This window comes from Sporomusa intestinalis, from assembly GCF_055383785.1.
The window spans coordinates 577046-596770 of record NZ_AP042390.1; the positions used below are offsets into that span (position 1 = coordinate 577046).

Annotated in this window: 16 protein-coding genes; 13 read left to right on the forward strand and 3 right to left on the reverse strand. The window is 54.0% G+C overall.

Annotated elements, in window-relative coordinates:
• Positions 1–3 precede the first annotated feature (3 nt).
• The 5 genes from ACZ481_RS02805 to ACZ481_RS02825 all read left to right on the forward strand — a co-directional run bounded on the left by ACZ481_RS02805 (position 4) and on the right by ACZ481_RS02825 (position 6011).
• A complete protein-coding gene (locus tag ACZ481_RS02805) occupies positions 4–1599 on the forward strand; it encodes an NAD(P)/FAD-dependent oxidoreductase (protein WP_464768663.1) in 1596 nt (531 codons plus the stop codon).
• Between the two features lie 53 nt (positions 1600–1652).
• Positions 1653–2993 carry a phosphoglucosamine mutase gene (gene glmM, locus ACZ481_RS02810; protein WP_464768664.1) on the forward strand — a complete coding sequence of 447 codons (1341 nt, stop codon included), beginning with the start codon at positions 1653–1655 and terminating at the stop codon, positions 2991–2993.
• A gap of 135 nt (positions 2994–3128) precedes the next feature.
• Positions 3129–3320 carry a hypothetical protein gene (locus tag ACZ481_RS02815; protein WP_464768665.1) on the forward strand — a complete coding sequence of 64 codons (192 nt, stop codon included), beginning with the start codon at positions 3129–3131 and terminating at the stop codon, positions 3318–3320.
• Between the two features lie 92 nt (positions 3321–3412).
• The gene (gene glmS, locus ACZ481_RS02820) at positions 3413–5242 is read left to right on the forward strand and encodes a glutamine--fructose-6-phosphate transaminase (isomerizing) (RefSeq protein ID WP_464768666.1); all 1830 of its coding nucleotides are present in this window, start codon (positions 3413–3415) and stop codon (positions 5240–5242) included.
• Between the two features lie 118 nt (positions 5243–5360).
• Complete coding sequence (locus ACZ481_RS02825) at positions 5361–6011, forward strand: trimeric intracellular cation channel family protein (RefSeq protein WP_464768667.1); 651 nt, start codon at positions 5361–5363, stop codon at positions 6009–6011.
• Between the two features lie 32 nt (positions 6012–6043).
• On the opposite strand, the gene tsaA is transcribed toward ACZ481_RS02825, so the two are convergent.
• Positions 6044–6523 (reverse strand): tRNA (N6-threonylcarbamoyladenosine(37)-N6)-methyltransferase TrmO, encoded by a 480-nt coding sequence (gene tsaA, locus ACZ481_RS02830; RefSeq protein ID WP_464768668.1) that lies wholly within the window; start codon positions 6521–6523, stop codon positions 6044–6046.
• A 322-nt stretch (positions 6524–6845) separates the two neighbouring features.
• On the opposite strand from tsaA, the gene ACZ481_RS02835 reads away from it, so the two are divergent.
• From ACZ481_RS02835 to ACZ481_RS02870, 8 genes are all read left to right on the forward strand, one after another.
• Complete coding sequence (locus tag ACZ481_RS02835) at positions 6846–7619, forward strand: polysaccharide deacetylase family protein (RefSeq protein WP_464768669.1); 774 nt, start codon at positions 6846–6848, stop codon at positions 7617–7619.
• A 128-nt stretch (positions 7620–7747) separates the two neighbouring features.
• Positions 7748–9622 carry a spore germination protein gene (locus ACZ481_RS02840; RefSeq protein WP_464768670.1) on the forward strand — a complete coding sequence of 625 codons (1875 nt, stop codon included), beginning with the start codon at positions 7748–7750 and terminating at the stop codon, positions 9620–9622.
• Positions 9619–10719, forward strand: coding sequence for a GerAB/ArcD/ProY family transporter (locus ACZ481_RS02845; RefSeq protein WP_464768671.1), 1101 nt, complete (start codon positions 9619–9621; stop codon positions 10717–10719). Before ACZ481_RS02840 ends, ACZ481_RS02845 begins: the two co-directional genes overlap by 4 nt.
• On the forward strand, positions 10704–11954 hold the full coding sequence (locus ACZ481_RS02850; protein ID WP_464768672.1) for a Ger(x)C family spore germination protein: 1251 nt from the start codon (positions 10704–10706) through the stop codon (positions 11952–11954). Before ACZ481_RS02845 ends, ACZ481_RS02850 begins: the two co-directional genes overlap by 16 nt.
• On the forward strand, positions 11951–12112 hold the full coding sequence (locus tag ACZ481_RS02855; RefSeq protein WP_464768673.1) for a hypothetical protein: 162 nt from the start codon (positions 11951–11953) through the stop codon (positions 12110–12112). Before ACZ481_RS02850 ends, ACZ481_RS02855 begins: the two co-directional genes overlap by 4 nt.
• Before the next feature lie 427 nt (positions 12113–12539).
• Positions 12540–13835: a dicarboxylate/amino acid:cation symporter gene (locus ACZ481_RS02860; protein ID WP_464768674.1), complete on the forward strand. Its 1296-nt coding sequence runs from the start codon at positions 12540–12542 to the stop codon at positions 13833–13835.
• A 136-nt stretch (positions 13836–13971) separates the two neighbouring features.
• The gene (locus ACZ481_RS02865) at positions 13972–14874 is read left to right on the forward strand and encodes an NUDIX hydrolase (RefSeq protein ID WP_464768675.1); all 903 of its coding nucleotides are present in this window, start codon (positions 13972–13974) and stop codon (positions 14872–14874) included.
• On the forward strand, positions 14853–16340 hold the full coding sequence (locus ACZ481_RS02870) for a nicotinate phosphoribosyltransferase (RefSeq protein ID WP_464768676.1): 1488 nt from the start codon (positions 14853–14855) through the stop codon (positions 16338–16340). Before ACZ481_RS02865 ends, ACZ481_RS02870 begins: the two co-directional genes overlap by 22 nt.
• Positions 16341–16431: 91 nt before the next feature.
• On the opposite strand, the gene ACZ481_RS02875 is transcribed toward ACZ481_RS02870, so the two are convergent.
• Positions 16432–17841 carry an amino acid permease gene (locus ACZ481_RS02875; RefSeq protein ID WP_464768677.1) on the reverse strand — a complete coding sequence of 470 codons (1410 nt, stop codon included), beginning with the start codon at positions 17839–17841 and terminating at the stop codon, positions 16432–16434.
• Positions 17842–18138: 297 nt separating this feature from the next.
• Positions 18139–19461 (reverse strand): 4-aminobutyrate--2-oxoglutarate transaminase, encoded by a 1323-nt coding sequence (gene gabT, locus ACZ481_RS02880; protein ID WP_464768678.1) that lies wholly within the window; start codon positions 19459–19461, stop codon positions 18139–18141.
• Positions 19462–19725: the final 264 nt, after the last annotated feature.

Here is a 19725-nt window from a genome sequence, read left to right on the forward strand (position 1 = left end):
CGATTGCTTAAAATCAGTAATTTTCGTATCCCCTTAACGGAAGAAAGCCCCCTTGGCCAGCTTGCGGCCAGGCGCTTGCGGCTGGCACCGGAGCAGGTGGGACAAGTGCACATTATCCGCCGGGCGATTGATGCCCGCCGGAAACATAATATTACCTTTGTCTATACCCTGGCAGTCGAGCTCCTCATTCCGCCAGGGCAGGCCTTGTCCCGGCTGGCCGGTGACAGGGATGTCGTGCTGATAACGCCGGCGGCGGCCGAGGAGATTGTGCCTGGTGTGGTACCGCTGAATAACCGGCCGGTAGTGGTGGGGGCAGGACCGGCCGGTTTGTTTGCTGCCCTGATGCTGGCCAGGCATGGCTATCGGCCGCTGCTGCTTGAGCGGGGCCGGGAGGTTGAGCGCCGGGTCCGGGATATTGCCGATTTCTGGCAGACCGGCCGGCTTGATGCCAATAGTAATGTCCAGTTTGGCGAAGGCGGGGCCGGCACATTTTCCGACGGCAAGCTGACCACCCGGGTTACTGATCCGCGGATGGCGGCCGTGCTGGATATATTGATAACAGCCGGTGCGCCGGCGGAGATAAAGTATCTTCATAAACCCCACATCGGCACGGACAAACTGCGCCAGGTTGTCAGGAATATCAGAACAGAACTGATTAAACTGGGCGGCGAGGTGGAATTTGAAGCCTGCCTTACAGATATCACCGTTACGGCCGGACAGCTCACCGGCATTACCGTAAATAACAGCCGCCATATACCTTGTGAGAACTTGTTCCTGGCTATTGGCCACAGTGCCCGGGACACCTATCAGCTGTTGCATGGGCGCCAGGTGGCCATGGAAGCCAAACCCTTTGCGATCGGTGTCCGGATCGAACATCCCCAGGAACTCATTGATACGGCCCAGTACGGGGCCGCAGCCGGCCATCCCCGGCTGGGACCGGCTGATTATGCGCTGGTGTACCAGGATAAGGCGGCAGCCCGGGCGGCTTATTCCTTTTGCATGTGCCCGGGCGGGCTGGTGGTGGCCGCCGCCTCGGAAGCCGGGGGGGTTGTGACCAACGGTATGAGCCTGTACCAACGGGACTCGGGCCTTGCCAACAGTGCCGTGGCTGTAACCGTGACCCCGGCTGATTATGGTTCCCATGTCCTCGACGGGATCGAGTTCCAGCGCCGCTATGAACGGCTGGCCTTTGCCCTGGGCGGACATAATTACCATGCACCTGTGCAAACGGTAGGCGATTTCCTGGCCGGCAGAAGCGGCAGCGCCGGCTATCTGGCCGCTCCCAGTTATCGTCCCGGCACGACGCCGGCCGATCTCAGGCAATGCCTGCCGGCGTTTGTGGCCGCTACCCTGGCTAAGGCTTTGCCTGATTTTGGCCGTAAGCTGAAAGGGTTTGATCATAAGCAGGCCGTTCTAACCGGGGTTGAAACCAGGACCTCGGCGCCTGTCCGGCTTGTACGGGGACCGGATTTTGTATCAATCAACACCGCCGGCGTATATCCTATTGGTGAAGGTGCCGGTTATGCCGGCGGCATTATGAGCGCAGCGCTGGACGGGGTAAATGCCGCTATTCGTTTTATGCAGGTCTATAAGGCCTAACCAGCGCATTCGTATTAAAGTAAACTCACAATTCGGAAGGAGCATCTTCATATATGGCAAGACTGTTTGGAACCGACGGCGTGCGGGGGTTAGCCAACGTCGAACTTACACCTGAGCTGGCTTTTAAAATGGGGCGGGCCGCCACCTATTATTTTGGTAAAGAATACAAACGGCCAATATTTTACATTGGCCGCGATACGCGGGTTTCCGGGCAAATGCTGGAAGCGGCCTTAGCGGCAGGAATCTGTTCGGCCGGCGGTGAGGCCGTACTGCTGGGGGTTGTTCCTACCCCGGCAGTGGCTTACCTGACCAGGCGGCACGGTGCGCAGGCCGGTGTCGTTATTTCCGCATCCCATAACCCCTACCCTGATAACGGGATCAAATTTTTTGCCGGTACCGGCTACAAACTGCCTGATGCTGTAGAAAACGAGCTGGAAAAACTGATCGATTCCGAGGCGGACGGGATGCCCCGGCCTACAGCCGACAGCATTGGTTTTATAACCACCAAACATGATCTGCTGACAGAATATGTGGAGTATGCTGTTAATACTGTCGACCAGTCTCTGCAGGGACTGAAGCTCGTTTTAGACTGTGCCAATGGTGCTGCCTATGAGGCGGCTCCCGCCGCTTTCCGGCAGCTGGGGGCCGACGTGATTGTCATCAATGACCGCCCTGACGGCATTAATATTAATGCCGGCTGCGGCTCAACCCACCTGGAGCAGCTGCAGGCGGCTGTAGCTCAGCATAAGGCCGATCTGGGACTGGCCCATGACGGCGATGCCGACCGTTGTCTGGCTGTTGCCGAAACCGGTGAGACGATTGACGGCGATCAGATCATGCTGATCTGTGCCCTGGATATGCTTAAGCACAATACACTAACAGACAAGACGCTGGTCGCCACAGTGATGAGCAATATCGGCTTGCATCAGGCCATAAAAAATGCCGGTGCCAAAGTTTTGGTGACGCCGGTGGGTGACCGCTATGTACTGGAAGCCATGCTGAAGCATAACCTGGTTCTGGGCGGTGAACAGTCGGGCCATATTATTTTCAGCCAATACAGCACAACCGGCGACGGGCTGATCACGGCGCTGAAGCTGGCGGCCGCGCTAAAACAAAGCGGTAAGAAAATGTCGGCTCTGGCTAAAGTAATGACAAGATTTCCCCAACTGCTGGAGAATATCCGGGTTAAGAGTAAAGACGGCTGGGAAAACAATGCGAATATCGCTGCCGCCATTCAGGCCGGTGAAGCCGAACTGGGCGATAATGGCCGGATACTTGTCCGCCCTTCCGGCACCGAGCCGCTTATCCGGATTATGGCCGAAGGCCCGTCCCTGCCCGACCTTGAGCGTATCGTCGGCAATATTGCCCGCGTTGTCAGACAGGAACAGGCTTAAACAGGAGTTATTGACCAAAACGATAAACTGTATTAAAATAAGATAGATATGGCAGGAGCACTATATAGTGCTCCTTTGCATATCTATGATTAGTAAGGAGGTGGGAATATGGCCGATACAGGATAATAACAACTATTGCCGCAGAAACTAATCAACAAAGCGCTGGTGCTTGACGTAAGTCAAGCAGACGAGGCAGAGGTTTATCGAGCAGTCAGCGGATACCTCTCGGCATCTGCAGCCGTAAGCTGGCCGACAAAGCTCCAGGGTGACCTGGGGGACAAAACGGCAGCGGCAGAAAAGCACAATGGCAAGTTGCTGACAACGTGATCAAGGGTTAAATGCTTGGCAATGCTCAGCGCGGCCGCGGCCGTAATGCAGACGAGCGTTTATTAGTAGTGTAATTTAGGAGGTTTATATATATGTGTGGTATTGTTGGCTATATAGGTCCTGATCAGGCTGCACCATTTTTGCTGGAAGGCCTGAGCAAACTGGAATACCGTGGCTACGATTCGGCAGGTGTTGCCGTGTTTGACGGCAATAAAATTCATGTGACTAAAAGCGTCGGCCGGCTGAATGTGCTGGCAAAACAGGTGGAAATCAGCCCGCTCCAGGGTAGTCTCGGCATCGGCCATACCCGGTGGGCGACCCACGGCCGTCCATCTGACGCCAATTCCCACCCCCATACCGATTGTACCGGTAAATTTGTTGTCGTCCATAACGGCATCATCGAGAACTATATGCACCTCAAGGAACAGCTGATTGCCAAAGGCCATCAGTTTACCTCGGAAACAGACACCGAGGTTGTGGCCCATCTGATTGAGGAGTGTTACGCCGGGGATTTTGAAGCGGCAGTCAAGCAGGTACTGGAACAGATTGAGGGTTCTTACGCCCTGGTGTTTATGTGCCAGGATGAGCCGGGGAAACTGATCTGCACCAAGCAGGACAACCCGCTGGTCATCGGCCTGGGCGACGGGGAAAACTTCATTGCCTCCGACATCCCGGCGATTATCAGCCGCACCCGGAAAACCTATATCTTAAGCGACGGCGAAATGGCCATTGTAACGGCTGATTCGGTATGGGTCATGAACCGGCAGGGGATCCCGGTCACGAAAAAAGTCTTTGAGGTTAACTGGGATGCGGAAGCGGCGGAAAAAGGCGGCTATGAGCATTTCATGATTAAAGAAATCTATGAACAGCCCAAAGCCGTGCGGGAAACCATGAGCAGCCGTGTGACCAAAGACAACAGCGGCATAGCCTTTGAAGAACTCAACTGGACCAGGGACGATGTGCTCCCCATTAAAAAGATCGCCATTATTGCCTGCGGCACGGCCTATCATGCCGGCATTGTCGGCAAGTACCTGATCGAGAACCTGGCCCGGATTCCGGTGGAAGTCGACGTAGCCTCAGAATTCCGTTACCGGACCCCTTTGATTGATGAGCAGACGCTGGCGATTGTCATCAGCCAGTCGGGAGAAACCCTGGATACCCTGGCGGCGCTGAAAGAAGCCAAAAATCTGGGCGCCCGCACCCTGGCAATTACCAATGTTGTCGGCTCCTCCATCGCCCGCGAATCCGATCAGGTTATCTATACCTGGGCCGGCCCGGAAATTGCCGTAGCCTCCACCAAAGCCTATACTACCCAGCTTGTTGTTATGGCGATGCTGGCCATTTATATGGGAGCAATCAAAGGCAGCCTGGCCGCGGCTAAAGTGCGGGAACTGTGCCACGGCCTGCGGGAACTGCCGGCTCAGGCTTATGAGCTGTTAGAGGATGTTGAGCCCATTAAAACCTTCGCCCAGCAATACGGCTTCAATGAGGATGTGTTTTTCATCGGCCGCTCCTTAGATTATGCCGTGGCCCTGGAGGGCTCTTTAAAACTCAAAGAAATATCCTATATTCACGCCGAGGCTTATGCGGCCGGAGAGCTTAAACACGGCACCCTGGCCCTGATCATTGAAGGCGTGCCGGTCATTGCCCTGGCTACCCAGCAGGACGTGTACGAGAAAACGCTCAGCAACATCAAGGAAGTCAAAGCCCGTGATGCTGTTGTAATTGGCATCGGGCTCAAAGGGGATCAGCAGCTGGCAAAATATGTTGATCATACGATCTTTATTCCGGCCACCAATAAATTCCTCACCCCCATTTTGTCAGTCATTCCGTTGCAGCTGCTGGCTTACTATGCGGCCGTCACCCGTGGCTGCGATGTTGATAAGCCAAGGAATCTGGCCAAGAGTGTGACCGTAGAGTAGCATCAAATAAATAAAAAATTTACAGGATGATAGAAGCGTAGCAGCAGGAAACCCCTATAACACGCTGTGGTTATAGGGGTTTCCCTACTGTGCTGTTAATTTTAGGAGAGAATGAACAATGACAGCCTGGAGTGTATTTGAAATTACAGGAATTATCGCTTTCGCCATTTCCGGCGCCCTGACCGGGATACGAAAGAAGCTTGATGTTTTTGGTGTTCTGGTACTGGCGATTACGACCGCCATTGGCGGCGGTATTCTGCGGGATGTGATCATCGGCAACACCCCGCCGCTTACCTTTCGCGACCCCACTTTTTTTATTATCAGCGCTATGGCTACAGTGGGCGTTTGTTTTACCTATCGCTGGCTGGATAAATTCAAACATACCATTCAGGTCTTTGACGCGATCGGCCTGGGGGCCTTCACGGCGACCAGCGCCAAGCTGGCGTTGCACCAAAATCTGGACTCGGTGGTTATCGTAACGACAGTGGCCGTCATCACCGGTATCGGCGGCAGCATCATGCGCGATGTATTTGTCCAAGAGATCCCCTATGTTTTCCGCCAGGAAGTATACGCCATCACGACCATTGCCGGGGCGATCAGTTTTTATTACTCGCAATTTTATTTTACCGGCAACCTTCCCCTGTATCTCTGCTTTGCCATTACCACCGGCCTGCGCCTCTGCTGCATTAAATACGGCTGGAACTTCCCGGTGATTGGCATCAGAGCGGGGAAGCAGGCCGCACCGGACAATCAGCAGCCAGGCACATAGACAACGGGTATTGCAATAGGAACCTGTGGGGGTTATTTGGTGAATCTCCCGTCATCCCTGACCGTTGCCAGCTTATGAACATTGTTCTCAAACCAGCCGTTTTTAGCGGTTGGGCGGCAATCAAACTCCGGCACATAGGGCTTAATATCCAACAGCGGCGTTCCGTCCACAATATCCACGTCCAGGACATGGAGCCTGTTGCCGTCAATTGTGACCAGGCGTACTACCGAACAGCCGATCGGATTCGGCCGGCCCGGTGCGCGGGTGGCAAAGATTCCGTGCAATGCATTGTCCAGAAACGGTTTTACCAGCAGCGAACAATCTTTTGCCAAATGAAAGTGGTAAAGCAGAATCAAATGGGAAAAACCTTCTAGATCCTGCAGGCCGGCAGCATAGGCGGGGTCCATCTCAATGACGCCGGCAACATCCAGGGCGGCTGGCGGCTGAATGGGTGTGCCTTTAGGTTCTTTAAAGGGCGAGTGAATCCTGCCAACGGGTGTGTATCTGATCATAAATGCACCTCTTTTACACTATTGTGAAGGCTATAGGTAGCATTCGCTTTCGGGCCCGTAAATTCCTGTGGTACCGGCGCTATTGCCTGCGGTGTAACTGGTGCCGTCTCGGGGGCGGTTAAAAAATCTGCATATTTGCTGCTGCCTGGCCGTACATTTATACCGGAGCAGTTTTTCCTTATGCCTGCCGCCCGCACGCGGCAAGGGAAAAAATGGCGATAAGCAAAGTTTGCATAATAAGTGACAGTAGGCTTTATATACAGTAAAATAGGGATAGATCAGGAGTAATTGGACTTTCAGCAGTTGAGGAGATGGATGTTAAATGATTACCAGACGTCGGTTTATAACAGGGGGCATAGGCGCGCTCGCTGCTCTGTTTGGCCTGTCTTTGGTTCCGGAATATAAGGTCATTGATCAGCTCGTTAACAGTATCCCGGTCCTGCTTTATCATCGCGTCGGCCCGGAGACGGACGATCTCACAATCAGCACCGCCCGGTTTGAGCAGGATATGGCAAGCCTGGCTGAAGATGGCTATCATACCCTGTCCCTTGCCCAGGTTGCCCGGCGGCTGCAGGGGCACAAGCCCCAACTGCCGGATAAACCGCTGCTGATTACCTTCGACGACGGGTATCTGGACAACTATGCCAATGCCCTGCCGATTCTGCAAAAATACTCGATGAAAGCCAGTTTCTATATCATCACCGGGATGGTGGGCAACCAGGACCGCCTGACAGGGGCCCAGATCCGGGAGATGGCCGCTGCCGGCATGGACTTTGGCTCCCATACCGTTACCCACCGGCGATTGGCCGAGCTATCGCCGCAGGAGGTTGCCGATGAACTGGAGCAGTCTAAATTTGCTTTAGAACAAACGCTGGGCAAGGCGGTGAATTTTATCGCTTATCCCTGTGGCAGCTACCGGCCCGATACGCTCCAGGCCGCCGGCCAGGCCGGCTATATCGGCGGCTTTTCCACGCAATACGGTTTTGCCATGTTTAATAATCATTTCACCATAAAAAGAATCCCCGTATTCCATTTTGACCGTTCGATTGCCTATGTTTTATTAAGAAAAGGGTTAATTCCCAGTATGCTGGGCTAAGCCGCCGGCACCAAACACAACCCCGATAACCTGCGGAACGTGGTTATCTGGGGTTCTTTGCATTTTCCGGGTGGAATAAAATTGCTGTTTTTACCGATACTACCAATATTAAAAAATGAGGTATACTCATGGTAAAAAACAAGTTTGCGCAACTATGGGAGCAGGCTAAGCAGCTAATCGATTATTCACCGCCGGCAACCCCGGACTATTTCATTTTAGATGAGGCCAGGCCCTATGATACCGCTGAGGCCCACAAGCAGCCGGAGAACCAGGCGGAGGCCGGGCTTGACCGGCTGACGGCGCTGCTGGCCTTCAGCCGGCGGCTTACCTTATATATGGACAAGGTAGCGCAGGCTGTCAGGCAAAATTCCCTGGTCAACAGGCTGGAGCTGGTAAAAGCCGAACTGGCGGCCCTGGAAGCCCAGTGGAGCAAATTGGCGCCGGCCGTCTATACCTATGAGCAGCAACAGGGGCCTGACGGCGCCAGAATCAGCACAAGCCTGGAAGAAAACCGGCAGGCCCTTGCCCGTATTTACCGTCTTCCTCTCAACCGGGACGTAGTCATCCGGGAGATTGAGGCAGGCGACCAGCCTGCGGTCTCCGGTCTGATTGTTTATATGGATGGCCTTGTTGACAGCCAAAAACTGAACCGGTTTGTGCTGGAACCGCTTATGGACAGTCACAGCCGGTTATACAGCGGGGATACTATGGGCTGGCTGATTAAACAGGTGATCCCCAATGGTCAGGTAGTACGCATAGACACCTTGGCAAGCCTGCAGGCAAGCATTAATACCGGTGATACAGTCCTTATTCTGGACGGGATTGCTGAGGCCCTTGTCATTGAAACCAAAGGCTGGGAACACCGCGGTGTGGGTTCGCCCAAGACTGAGCAGACAGTCCGTGGCTCCCTGGTGGCGTTTAGTGAAAATCTGCGCATAAATACCGGGCTGGTGCGGTCCATGCTGAGAAGCAGTGATCTTGTTACCGAGATGGTTACAGTGGGGACAAGGGGGCAGGTTAACTGTGCCGTCATGTATATCGACTCCATTGCCAACACGTCGCTGGTGAATGAGGTCCGGCGGCGGCTGAGCGGGATCGAAACCGACTATATCAGTGATTCGGCCCAACTGGTCCAGTTTATCGAGGATTCGCCGACCCTTATTTTTCCTCAGACCATGTCCACCGAGCGCCCTGACCGGGCCGCCAGCCATCTAACCGAAGGGCGGGTTGTCCTCATTCTGGAGGGCAACCCCTTTGCCCAGATTTTACCGGTGTCCTTTCTGAGCTTCTTCCATTCCGGGGAAGATTTCAGCTTAAAATCCGGTATCACCAATCTTATGCGGGTATTGCGGCTGTTCGGGGCGCTGATCGCCACTGTCCTGCCTTCACTCTATCTCGCTATAAGCTACTTTCACCCGGAAGCAATGCCAACCGAACTGCTGCTGGCGGTCGCCGGCGCCAGGGAAAACGTGCCCTTTCCGGCCTGGTTTGAGATTTTGATTATGGATATTTCGTTTGAGCTGATCCGCGAGGCGGGGATCAGGATTCCCGGCCTGCTGGGGCCCACAATCGGGATTGTCGGGGCCATCATCCTCGGTCAGGCCGCAGTCACCGCCCGGATCGTCAGCCCGATCGTCGTCGTTATCGTCGCCATCACCGGCCTGGCCTCTTTTGCCATCCCGGAATACCGCATGGCGTCGGCTGTCCGGATTGTCCGCTTCATCTTTTATATGTTTACCATCGCCATCGGCCTGGTCGGGCTGGCTATGGCCTGGATCGGCCTGGTGGTCCTGCTGTGCCGGATGAAATCTTTTGGCATGCCCTACCTGGCGCCGCTGGGACCGAAGACAATTGCCGGCTATGATGTGGTTATCAGGGGCCAGGTGTATAATCAGGAAACCAGACCGGATGAGTTGAATACCAAGGACCGCCGGCGCCAGCCGGCCGTCAGCCGGAAATGGGTCAACCAATCCCCGGATACGGGAGGCGATGAAATCAGATGAATTACCCAAACCGACGCATGGGAGTGGCGGAAGGACTAGGCTTAGTCTACGCGATCAGCTTTCCACTGCTGTTTTTATCGACTCCGGCCATTGTAGCCGAAGCTGCCGGACCTGTAAGCTGGGTAATACCCCTTAGCGGCGGCCTGGGAACCGCTATCCTGCTCTGGCTGCAGCACTATCTCCTGCAGCGCTATGGCGGCGATCTCCTGTCACTGACTGAGAGACTGCTGGGGAAAATCGGTCTGTACGGAGTCAGCTTTTTCTACCTGTTTTCCCTGTATGCCACTGCCTGCCTGTGGACGCGGCAGTTTGCCGAAAATACCCTGCTTACCGCCCTGCCTGATATTGAATTTACTAATATTGTAATTGCTTATGGTCTGATCGTTATACTGCTGGTCTATATGGGGCTTGAACCCCTGGCCCGTGCCAGCTACCTGACTCTCCCTTTTACCATCGGCGGGGTGCTGGTAGTCTTCGCCGGTCTGGGGTCGATGCTAAAGCCACTCTACCTTTTCCCTTTGCTGGGGAACGGCCTGCCTTCACTTTTCGAACCTACCCTCCACCTCATCGGGGCCGGCACCCCCCTTGTCCTGCTGCTGATCCTGACCCCGGCCTTTCAGAACCGGCAGACACTGCAGACGACTATTCTTTTCGGCATCGGCGGCAGCAGCATCATCCGGTCCCTGGCCAATGTTGTTTATATAAGCGGGCTTAGCGCGGCCATCGGCCTTGAGAAAACCCTGCCGTTTTATGAGATGGCCCGGCTGATGTATATCAACAGATATGTGCAGCGCCTGGAAGCCTTGTTCATTATCCTCTGGGTAATCATCGGCATCCTGGGGATTGCCATTTTACTATATGGAACACTGTACATTATTACCCGGCTGTTCAGGCTGCCCACGCCCAAACCCATCCTGCTGCCGGCCGGCCTGATTATGATTAATATTGCCGCCCTGCCGCCTGACGCGGGCGTAGTTGCCAGCCTGGAATTCCTGCTTTTTTCCGACATCCTGGCGCCGGGCTTTATCTTCACAACCCTGGCTTTGCTTATTGCCGCACTGCTAAGGGGCGGGAGGAAAAAATGCGATTTGTCATAATGCTTGTCCTGCTTGTGTGTGCTGTCACCGCCGGCTGCAGCAATAACGGGGCACGGGAGACAGATGAAGTCGCCTGGGCAATCTCTATCGGGATCGACAGGGCCGATGACGGAGACCTGCTGGTTACCTACCGGATCGCCGTTCCCACTGCTCAGGCCGGTGCCGAAAGCGGGGGCGCCGGCAGCAAGGAATCCTCAACCCTGGTTACGATTAAAGCCCCAACGCTGGCGGAAGCCCGGAACCTGTTAAATGCCACCATGTCCCGCGGCGTCAATTTGTCCCAGGTGACGGCTATCATAATAAGCGAAGACCTGGCCCGCCACGGGGTCGAGGAGTTAATCGGGCCGCTGTTGCGGTTTCGCGAATTCCGGGGGACAATCTTTATGATGGTCTGCTCCGGCAAGGCCATTGATATCTTCGCGGCGAATAAACCGCCGCTCGAGTCGCTGGTTTCCCGCTGGATCAATAACTCAATGCGCAACTATGATGAAACCTCCTATTTCCTGTCGCTTACCCTGCAGGAGTTTTATACCCGGCTGAAGGCCGACAGTGGCGCGCCGCTGGCTGTGGGCTACGGCCTAAACCCTTTGTCCGGTGAAGGCCAGGCTCACGGCACGCAAGCCGGTGGCAAGACCAAGACCTATCTGCCAGGGAATTTGCCGAGACAGGGCGGCAATGCCACTGAGTTTATGGGGACGGCCGTATTTAAGGCCGATAAGATGGTTGGGTTTCTGGATACCGGCGAAACCAGAGCGCTCAGTATTTTATTGAACCGGTTTTCCTTTGGCTTTTTGTCCGTTCCCGATCCCCTGGCTCCCGGCCATCAGGTAACGATGAGTATCCGCAACGGCCGCCGGCCCGAATTTACAATTGATATCAGCGGTGAAAACCCTGTTATTCATGTTGATGTCCTGATCGAGGGGGAAATCACCGGGCTTCCCAGCGGCATTGAATATGAAGCCCGGGAATATATACCCCTGCTGGAAGCGCAAATCTCCGACACGCTGCACCGCCAAATTGTTGATATGCTTATCCGTACCCAGGCCTGGGGCACCGATGTCGTCGATTTCGGTTATTACATCAGACCCAAGTTCATGACTATGGAGGAATTAAGAAGGTATAACTGGGACAGCCGGTTTGGCGGGGCTGAATTTACCGTTAAAGTGCGCACCGAACTCCGGCGTACCGGTCTGATGCGCAAGACGCAGCCCATACGAAGGGAGAATGAACCTTGACTTTTCTGATTATCCTGGCTGTGCCGGCGTCAGCCCATGCCTACAGGTTCGGCCGCTGGCTGATGCTTAATGGGAACAGGCGGGGCGGCCTGGTTGTATATTTAATAGCGCTACTATGCCTGGCCCTGCCGCTTTACCGGTATGTATCGGCCGTGTAGACGCAGACCCTGTATGCCCTGCTGTGCCGGACATATTTGGGGGTAGTGGCCAGCAATGGCGGCAACAGATCAGGAAAAAAACTGATCTGTTTTTTTTTGTAAAAAAACACTGGAAAATTTAATAAATATACAAAAGCGGTGAAGGAATTTAGCCCCCTGCTGCCGAATGGAAATCTCTTACTGTTCCGGAAAGGAGGAGAGCAAGCTTATTGGCAATTGCATAGCTGGAAGTTGTGACGGTAACATCGCGAAGACGCGGCAACATAGCACATGAAGACCCTGTGTTGCCCGCTGAAGCGCATCGATGGCGTTATGACAGGCGGTGCAAGTGGTTTAAGGGTCGGCCATTTACTTTCACTAGGAATGAATGGTTGGTTCCCCTGCGACCGTTATTGTTTAGACAACATTAACAAAAGGGAGGACGACTATGAAAAAACCATTTTACAAAATCCTGTATGTGCAGGTACTGATGGCGATTACGGCCGGGGTGCTGCTGGGGCATTTCTATCCTGCCGCCGGTGCCAGCATGAAGCCGCTGGGGGACGGGTTTATTAAACTCATTAAGATGATTATTGCCCCCATTATCTTCTGCACCGTGGTGCTGGGGATCGCCGGCATGGGCGATATGAAAAAAGTAGGCCGCGTCGGCGGCAAAGCCTTGCTCTATTTTGAGGCTGTATCCACCCTGGCGCTCATCATCGGCCTGGCGGTTGTCAATCTGGTGAAGCCCGGGGCGGGGATGAATGCCGATATCAGCACTTTGGATACCAACGCAATCGCCACTTACGCCTCTAAGGCTCAGTCCCAAAGCACCACTGATTTTCTCCTGAACATTATCCCCAACAGTGTGGTCGATGCCTTTGCCAAAGGTGACATTCTGCAGGTACTGTTGTTTTCCATCCTGTTCGGTCTTGGCCTCTCCCTTATGGGCCAGCGGGCCGGCAACATCATTAAACTGATTGATGAAGTGTCCCACGGCCTGTTCCAGGTTGTCGGGATTATCATGCGAGCTGCGCCGATCGGCGCTTTTGGGGCCATTGCCTTTACTATCGGCCAGTACGGGCTGGCCTCCCTGATCCCGCTGGCGAAACTGATGGGCAGTTTCTATCTGACCTGCCTGTTGTTTATCTTTGCCGTGCTGGGCCTGATTACCCGGATCGCCGGCTTCAGCATTTTTAAATTCATCGCTTATATTAAAGAAGAACTGCTTATTGTCCTGGGGACCTCTTCCTCTGAAAGCGTGCTGCCGCGCATGATGGATAAGATGGAAAAACTGGGGTGCTCCAAGTCGGTGGTGGGGCTGGTTATCCCCACCGGTTACTCCTTTAACCTGGACGGAACTTCTATATATCTGACAATGGCCGCGGTATTCGTGGCGCAGGCGACCAACACAGACCTGACTATGGTGCAGCAGCTGACAATGCTGGCCGTGCTGCTCATCACCTCCAAAGGGGCGGCAGGCGTTACCGGCAGCGGGTTTATTACCCTGGCTGCCACCCTGTCGGTGATCCCGACCGTGCCGGTAGCCGGTCTGGCTTTGATTTTGGGTATCGACCGGTTTATGTCCGAGGCCCGGGCGCTGACGAACCTGATTGGCAACGGGGTGGCAACAGTGGTCGTTTCACGCTGGGAAAACGAGCTGGATGCGCGGCAGCTCGCCCTCGGCCTAAATAAAGGCGATCTTGAAACCACGGGACAGATGGAAGAACAAATCGGCGGCTAGCCGCAGGCCGGAGACGCAAGCGTGTCTCCGGCCTGTTTTTTCTATTTTTCTGTAAACTGTACTTGACAGAACCATTAGATATTATTAAAATGATATTAACATTTAGATAATATTAACAGGCAAAGGGGAAGGGGCGATGAGTGAGATCAATAGGCAGGGCCTTACGGAGGAAGAATTCCTGGCAAGCTATGACGCCAGCCAGTATGACCGCCTGTCAGTTACGGTGGATATGCTGATTTTTACCGTAACCGAAAAGGAGGAAAAGAATTACCGGCGGCTGCCGGAAAAATCCTTGCGGCTGCTGCTGATCCGGCGGGGCAATCATCCCTATAAGCACCAGTGGGCGCTGCCCGGCGGTTTTGTGCAGCTGGGGGAAAGCCTGGATGAGGCGGCAAGGCGAAAGCTGAAAGAGGAAACCAATATCAGCGACATCTACATGGAGCAGCTCTATACCTGGGGCGAGGTGGACAGAGATCCCCGTACCAGGGTTATCTGCGCTTCCTATATGGCGCTTGTCGATCATGGCAGCCTGCAGATTGAAGCCAGCGGGCAGGTGGCCGGTGCAGCCTGGTTTACGGTTGACTGCAAACTGTACCAGGAACAGAAAACAGTTACAGCCACAGGCTATATCTTACAGCAGTTATTTCATCTGACGCTGTCTCATGCCGATCAGCAGCTTACCGCTACAATAAAAACAGTAAAAAAAGTAGAAACTAAAGTAACGACGGTGACAAGAGAGATTGTCGAATGCAGCGGCATTGCTTTTGACCATGCGAAAATTATTGAGTACGGCATCCAAAGACTGCGCAACAAGATTGAATATACCGATATCGCCTTTAATCTGATGCCGGAACGGTTTACGCTGACAAAACTGCAGCAGGTTTATGAAGTCATTCTGGATACGGAACTGCTGAAGGCAAATTTTAGAAGAAAAATCGCCGACATGGTGGTTGAAACAGACGAATATACCAGGGATGCCGGGCACCGGCCTTCTAAGTTATTTAAGTTTAACCCCAAATGGATGAAGATTATCGAATGAGAGGGGAAGAGGGCATGGGGGAAGCAGACGGGAAAAGAATGAACCTGACAATGCTGACTGATTTTTATGAGATTACGATGGGCAACGGGTATTTTCAAAACCGGTTGCAGGACAAAATTGCCTATTTTGATATGTTTTTCCGCCGGGTTCCCGATGGCGGCGGCTTTGCCATTATGGCCGGAGTCGAACAATTGATCCGTTATCTGCAGGAGCTGAGCTTTACTGATGCCGATATCGAGTTTCTGCGCAAGAAGAAGCTGTTCGGCGAGGAATTTCTGAACTATCTCCGCCATTTCCGGTTTAGCTGCGATGTCTGGGCCGTGCCGGAGGGCACGCCGATTTTCCCCAATGAGCCGATCGTTACGGTCCGGGGGCCGATCATTGAAGCCCAATTGGTGGAAACCATGATTTTGCTGACAATCAATCACCAGAGCCTGATAGCGACCAAGGCCAACCGGATTGTGCGCGCTGCCCAGGGCCGGGCGGTTGTGGAGTTTGGCTCACGGCGGGCCCAGGGGTATGACGGGGCCATGTTCGGGGCGCGGGCAGCCTTTATTGGCGGCTGCGCCGGCTCCGCCTGCACAATTGCCGAACGCGATTTTGCCATACCGGCGGTGGGGACTATGGCTCACAGCTGGGTGCAGACCTTTGCCAACGAAATCGACGCCTTCCGGGCTTATGCCCGGACCTATCCCGAGAACTGCCTGCTGCTGGTCGATACCTATAATGTGCTGAAGTCCGGCATCCCTAACGCCATTAAGGTATTTAACGAGGAGGTACTGCCCCGGGGCTTCCGCCCCACAGGCGTCCGGATTGACAGCGGCGATATCGCCTATCTGTCCAAGAAAACCCGGACAATGCTCGATGACGCCGGTTTTCCCGATTGTAAAATTTTGGTATCAAATTCGCTGGATGAGTATATTATCCGCGATATTCTCGTGCAGGGGGCCGAAGTGGATTCCTTCGGTGTTGGCGAACGCCTGATTACCTCTAAATCCGAGCCTGTTTTCGGCGGCGTGTACAAGCTTGTGGCGCTGGAGGAAAACGGACAGGTTATTCCGAAAATAAAACTCAGTGAGAATGTGGAGAAAATAACCCTGCCCGGCCATAAGCAATTATGGCGGCTGTTTGAACAGCGCAGCGGCAAAGCCATTGCCGATGTCATCACCCTCGCGGACGAGAGTATTGACGAGACGTATGTAATATTTGATCCCGTCCATACCTGGAAGCGCAAGACAGTCACCGATTTCTATGCGAAAAAACTGTTGGTTCAGATCTTTGATAAAGGGACCTGCGTCTATAAAAATCCTGATTTAATAACAATTCAGAAGTATTGCCGGCAGCAGATCGAGACCCTGTGGGACGAGGTGCTGCGCTTTGAGAACCCCCATAATTATTACGTCGACTTATCCCAGGCCCTATGGGATGTCCGGGAAAAGCTGCTTGTCGATTGTTCGGTCAAGTAGCAGAACCTTTCTTGCCGCAGCTACAGGCACCGGGGCAATCACAAATGAGGCCGGGAGCAAACCTCCCGGCCTCATTTATTTATTCAGCTGCTTACCATTCCGTCCGGATACTCAGATCGGCTTTTTGCTGGGCTTCCCCTATTTTGAATAACCGGTAAAAAATATACAGGGAAGCATACCAGGCCGGGGCGACATACAGGGCTACCAGATTATCATGGTCATAACCCATGCCCAGGGTTACCGCCAGCATAAACGCGCCCACCACATAATTGGCATATGGATAACAGGGCATCGGATATTTCAGCCCGGCTATCTGCTCGCTTGTCAGGTTTTTCCGCCATTTATACTGAATATACATAATCAGCGACCAGGTCCACATGCAGCCTGTTGTTGTAATCGCCGACATGTAATAAAATACATTGTCAGGCGAAACGTAGTTTAAATAAACGCCGATCAGGCAAACCGCACCGGAAAACAGAATCCCATTGGCCGGCACCTGGCTGGCTGACAGTTTTCCCAGAAAGGCCGGGGCCTCATGGCGGAGCGCCAGGCCATACAGCATCCGGCCGCAGACATAGATGCAGCTGTTAAGACAGGAGGCGGCCGAAGACAGAATAACCAGATTGATGATAGAGGCCGCATAAGGAATACCTGCTTTCTCGAAAATCATGACAAACGGGCTGACCCCCGGGGGCAGGGTGTCATAGGGGAAGATGGCTAAGATCGCCACCATCGAGCCGACATAGAAAATCAGGACCCGCCAGAACACCTTGTCAATCGCCGATTTGAGAGAGCGTTCGGGCTCTGCGGCCTCACCGGCGGTAATGCCGATTAGCTCGACCCCGGAATAGGCAAACACGACCATGACCAGGGCCATGGCCACCCCGGTCCAGCCAAAAGGCATAAACCCGCCATGGACCCACAGATTGGAGAACCCGATCGCCACGCCGCCGTTGCCAAACCCGAACAGTACCATGGCAAACCCGACTGCCAGCATAGCCAGGATCGTAACAACCTTAATCAAGGCAAACCAAAACTCAAACTCACCGTAGTATTTAACGGCAATCAGATTCACGGCCATGATCACCCCCAGGCAGACAAGGGCCGGAATCCATTGGGCCAGGTCGGGCGCCCAGTATTTCATATACATGCTGACAGCCGAGATCTCGCACATAGCCAGGACAACCCATTGGTACCAGTAATTCCAGCCGGTAATGAAAGAAACCAGGGGGCCGCAGAAAACGCGGGCGTAGCCGGCAAAGGATGAGGCTACCGGATTTTCCACCGCCACCTCGCCCAGGGCCCGCAGCACAAAGTACATGACAACCCCGCCGATCGCGTACGCCAGCGTGAGCGCCGGGCCTGCCAGCCTGCTGGCCTGGGCCGAACCCATAAACAGGGCGACACCGATTACGCCGCCGATGGCGATCAACTGGATATGCCGGTCCTTTAGCTCCTTTTTGAGATTTTCTTTTTCCAGGTGGAGCGTGTTTGCTTTCATTTGCTTTGCCTCCTTTTGTCTACGGAAAACCGGGCTAGGCCAGGTTTGGCCGGCCTGGCTAAGAAAAGACGCGGCTTGTGCCAGGCCTCTCAGGGACGCCGGCAGCAACCGCTATACGGTCCGGTCATGTAAAAAAGCGCCTGCCGGCAACCTTCTGGTTGCCGGCAAGCGCCTTTGCTTGCCCCATCAAATTTATAAAATTTCAAGACCCTAATCTAAGGGATAAGAAAAATCTTTGGCTTCTGCCGGCGTCCTGGAGGACTTGGCACAAGCCAAGTTTTTCTAACAAATTGTTGTTTAACAGGCTTCGGCTGCTGCCCGCAGGATACTTTGCTCCAGCACTGTCAGCCCCTGGTCCAGCTGTTCATCCGTCACCACCAGCGGTATCAGCAGGCGGATTACATTGCTGAAAATACCGGCGCTGATCAATATGACCCCCTGGTCTAAACAGTATTTTACCACCTTTGCCGTCAGCTCTTTGGCCGGTTCTTTGGTGCTCCTGTCCGTAACCAGCTCAATACCGATCATGGCGCCAAGGCCTCTGATGTCGCCGACGGCCGGACACCGCTCCTGCAGGCTTTTCAGCCTGGTCATTGTAATGCGCCCAATGTCCCCGGCCCGGCTGCACAACTGCCGGTCTTCAATATACCTGATTGTCTCCAGGCCGGCTACACAGGCCAGCGGGCTGCCGCCATAGGTGCCGCCAATATTGCCGGCCTCGGGGGCATCCATATACCCGGCCTTGCCGGTGACCGCACTTAAGGGAACGCCGGCGGCAATTGATTTGGCCGTAGTCATGATGTCCGGCTCGACCCCCCAGTTTTCCACCGCAAACATTTTGCCTGTCCGGCCAAAACCGGTTTGCACCTCGTCGGCCACAAACAGGATCCCCTTTTGCTCGCAAATGGCCTGCAGCCCTGGCAAAAATTCCGGCGGCGGCACGATAAAGCCGCCTTCTCCCTGGACAGGCTCGATAATCATGGCGGCAATATGCTCGGCGTCAATTTCCGCGGTGAAAAACCGTTCGAAGTTTTCCAGGCAGTGCAGGCCGCAGGCCGGGTAGGTGGAACAGTAATGACAGCGGTAGCAGTAGGCGGAGGGGACCTTGTAAATCTCCGGCGCCAAGGGACCGAAGCCGTATTTATAAGGCTTTACCTTGCTGGTAAGGCTCATGGTCATAAAGGTCCGCCCGTGAAAGGCCGCCTCAAAAGCGATAATGCCTGTTCGCCTGGTGGCGTGGCGGGCAATCTTTACCGCATTCTCAACCGCCTCCGCGCCGCTGTTGGCGAACATCGTTTTTTTGGGAGCGGCACCAGGCATCAGGCTGTTTAGTTTTTCCGCCAGGGCCACATACGGTTCATACATGGCAATGGCAAAAAAGGAATGGAGCAGCTTGTCGGCCTGCTGCTTAATGGCCCTGACCACCGGCTCGGGACAGTGGCCCACATTAAGAACCCCCACCCCGGCATAGAAATCGAGATACTCCCGGCCTTCCACGTCAGTGAGGACCACACCGCCGGCTTTTTCCACAAATACACCGGTGGAATTGGCAATACCCCGGGGCACAGCCTTGTTTTTTCTTTGTAGCAGTGCTGCTGATTTACCTTGCGTCTTACTCATCGTCATATGCCTCCCTGGCTGAATCATAAGAAAAGACTTGGCCTGTGCCAAGCCCTTCAGGCCGCCGGCAGAAGCCGCCTGCGCCCTTTAGGGAATAGGCGTTCTTTAGGTCTGCAGAATTATTTATAAATTCCGGTAGACTTAAAAACGCTGAGTATATATATCTGTGATATATACATTCAGCGCCTTTGCCAAATGAAATAATTCAGCGTTTGTTATACTCACATAGTAACAGACCGGGGAAAGGGCGTCTATGTGAGACTG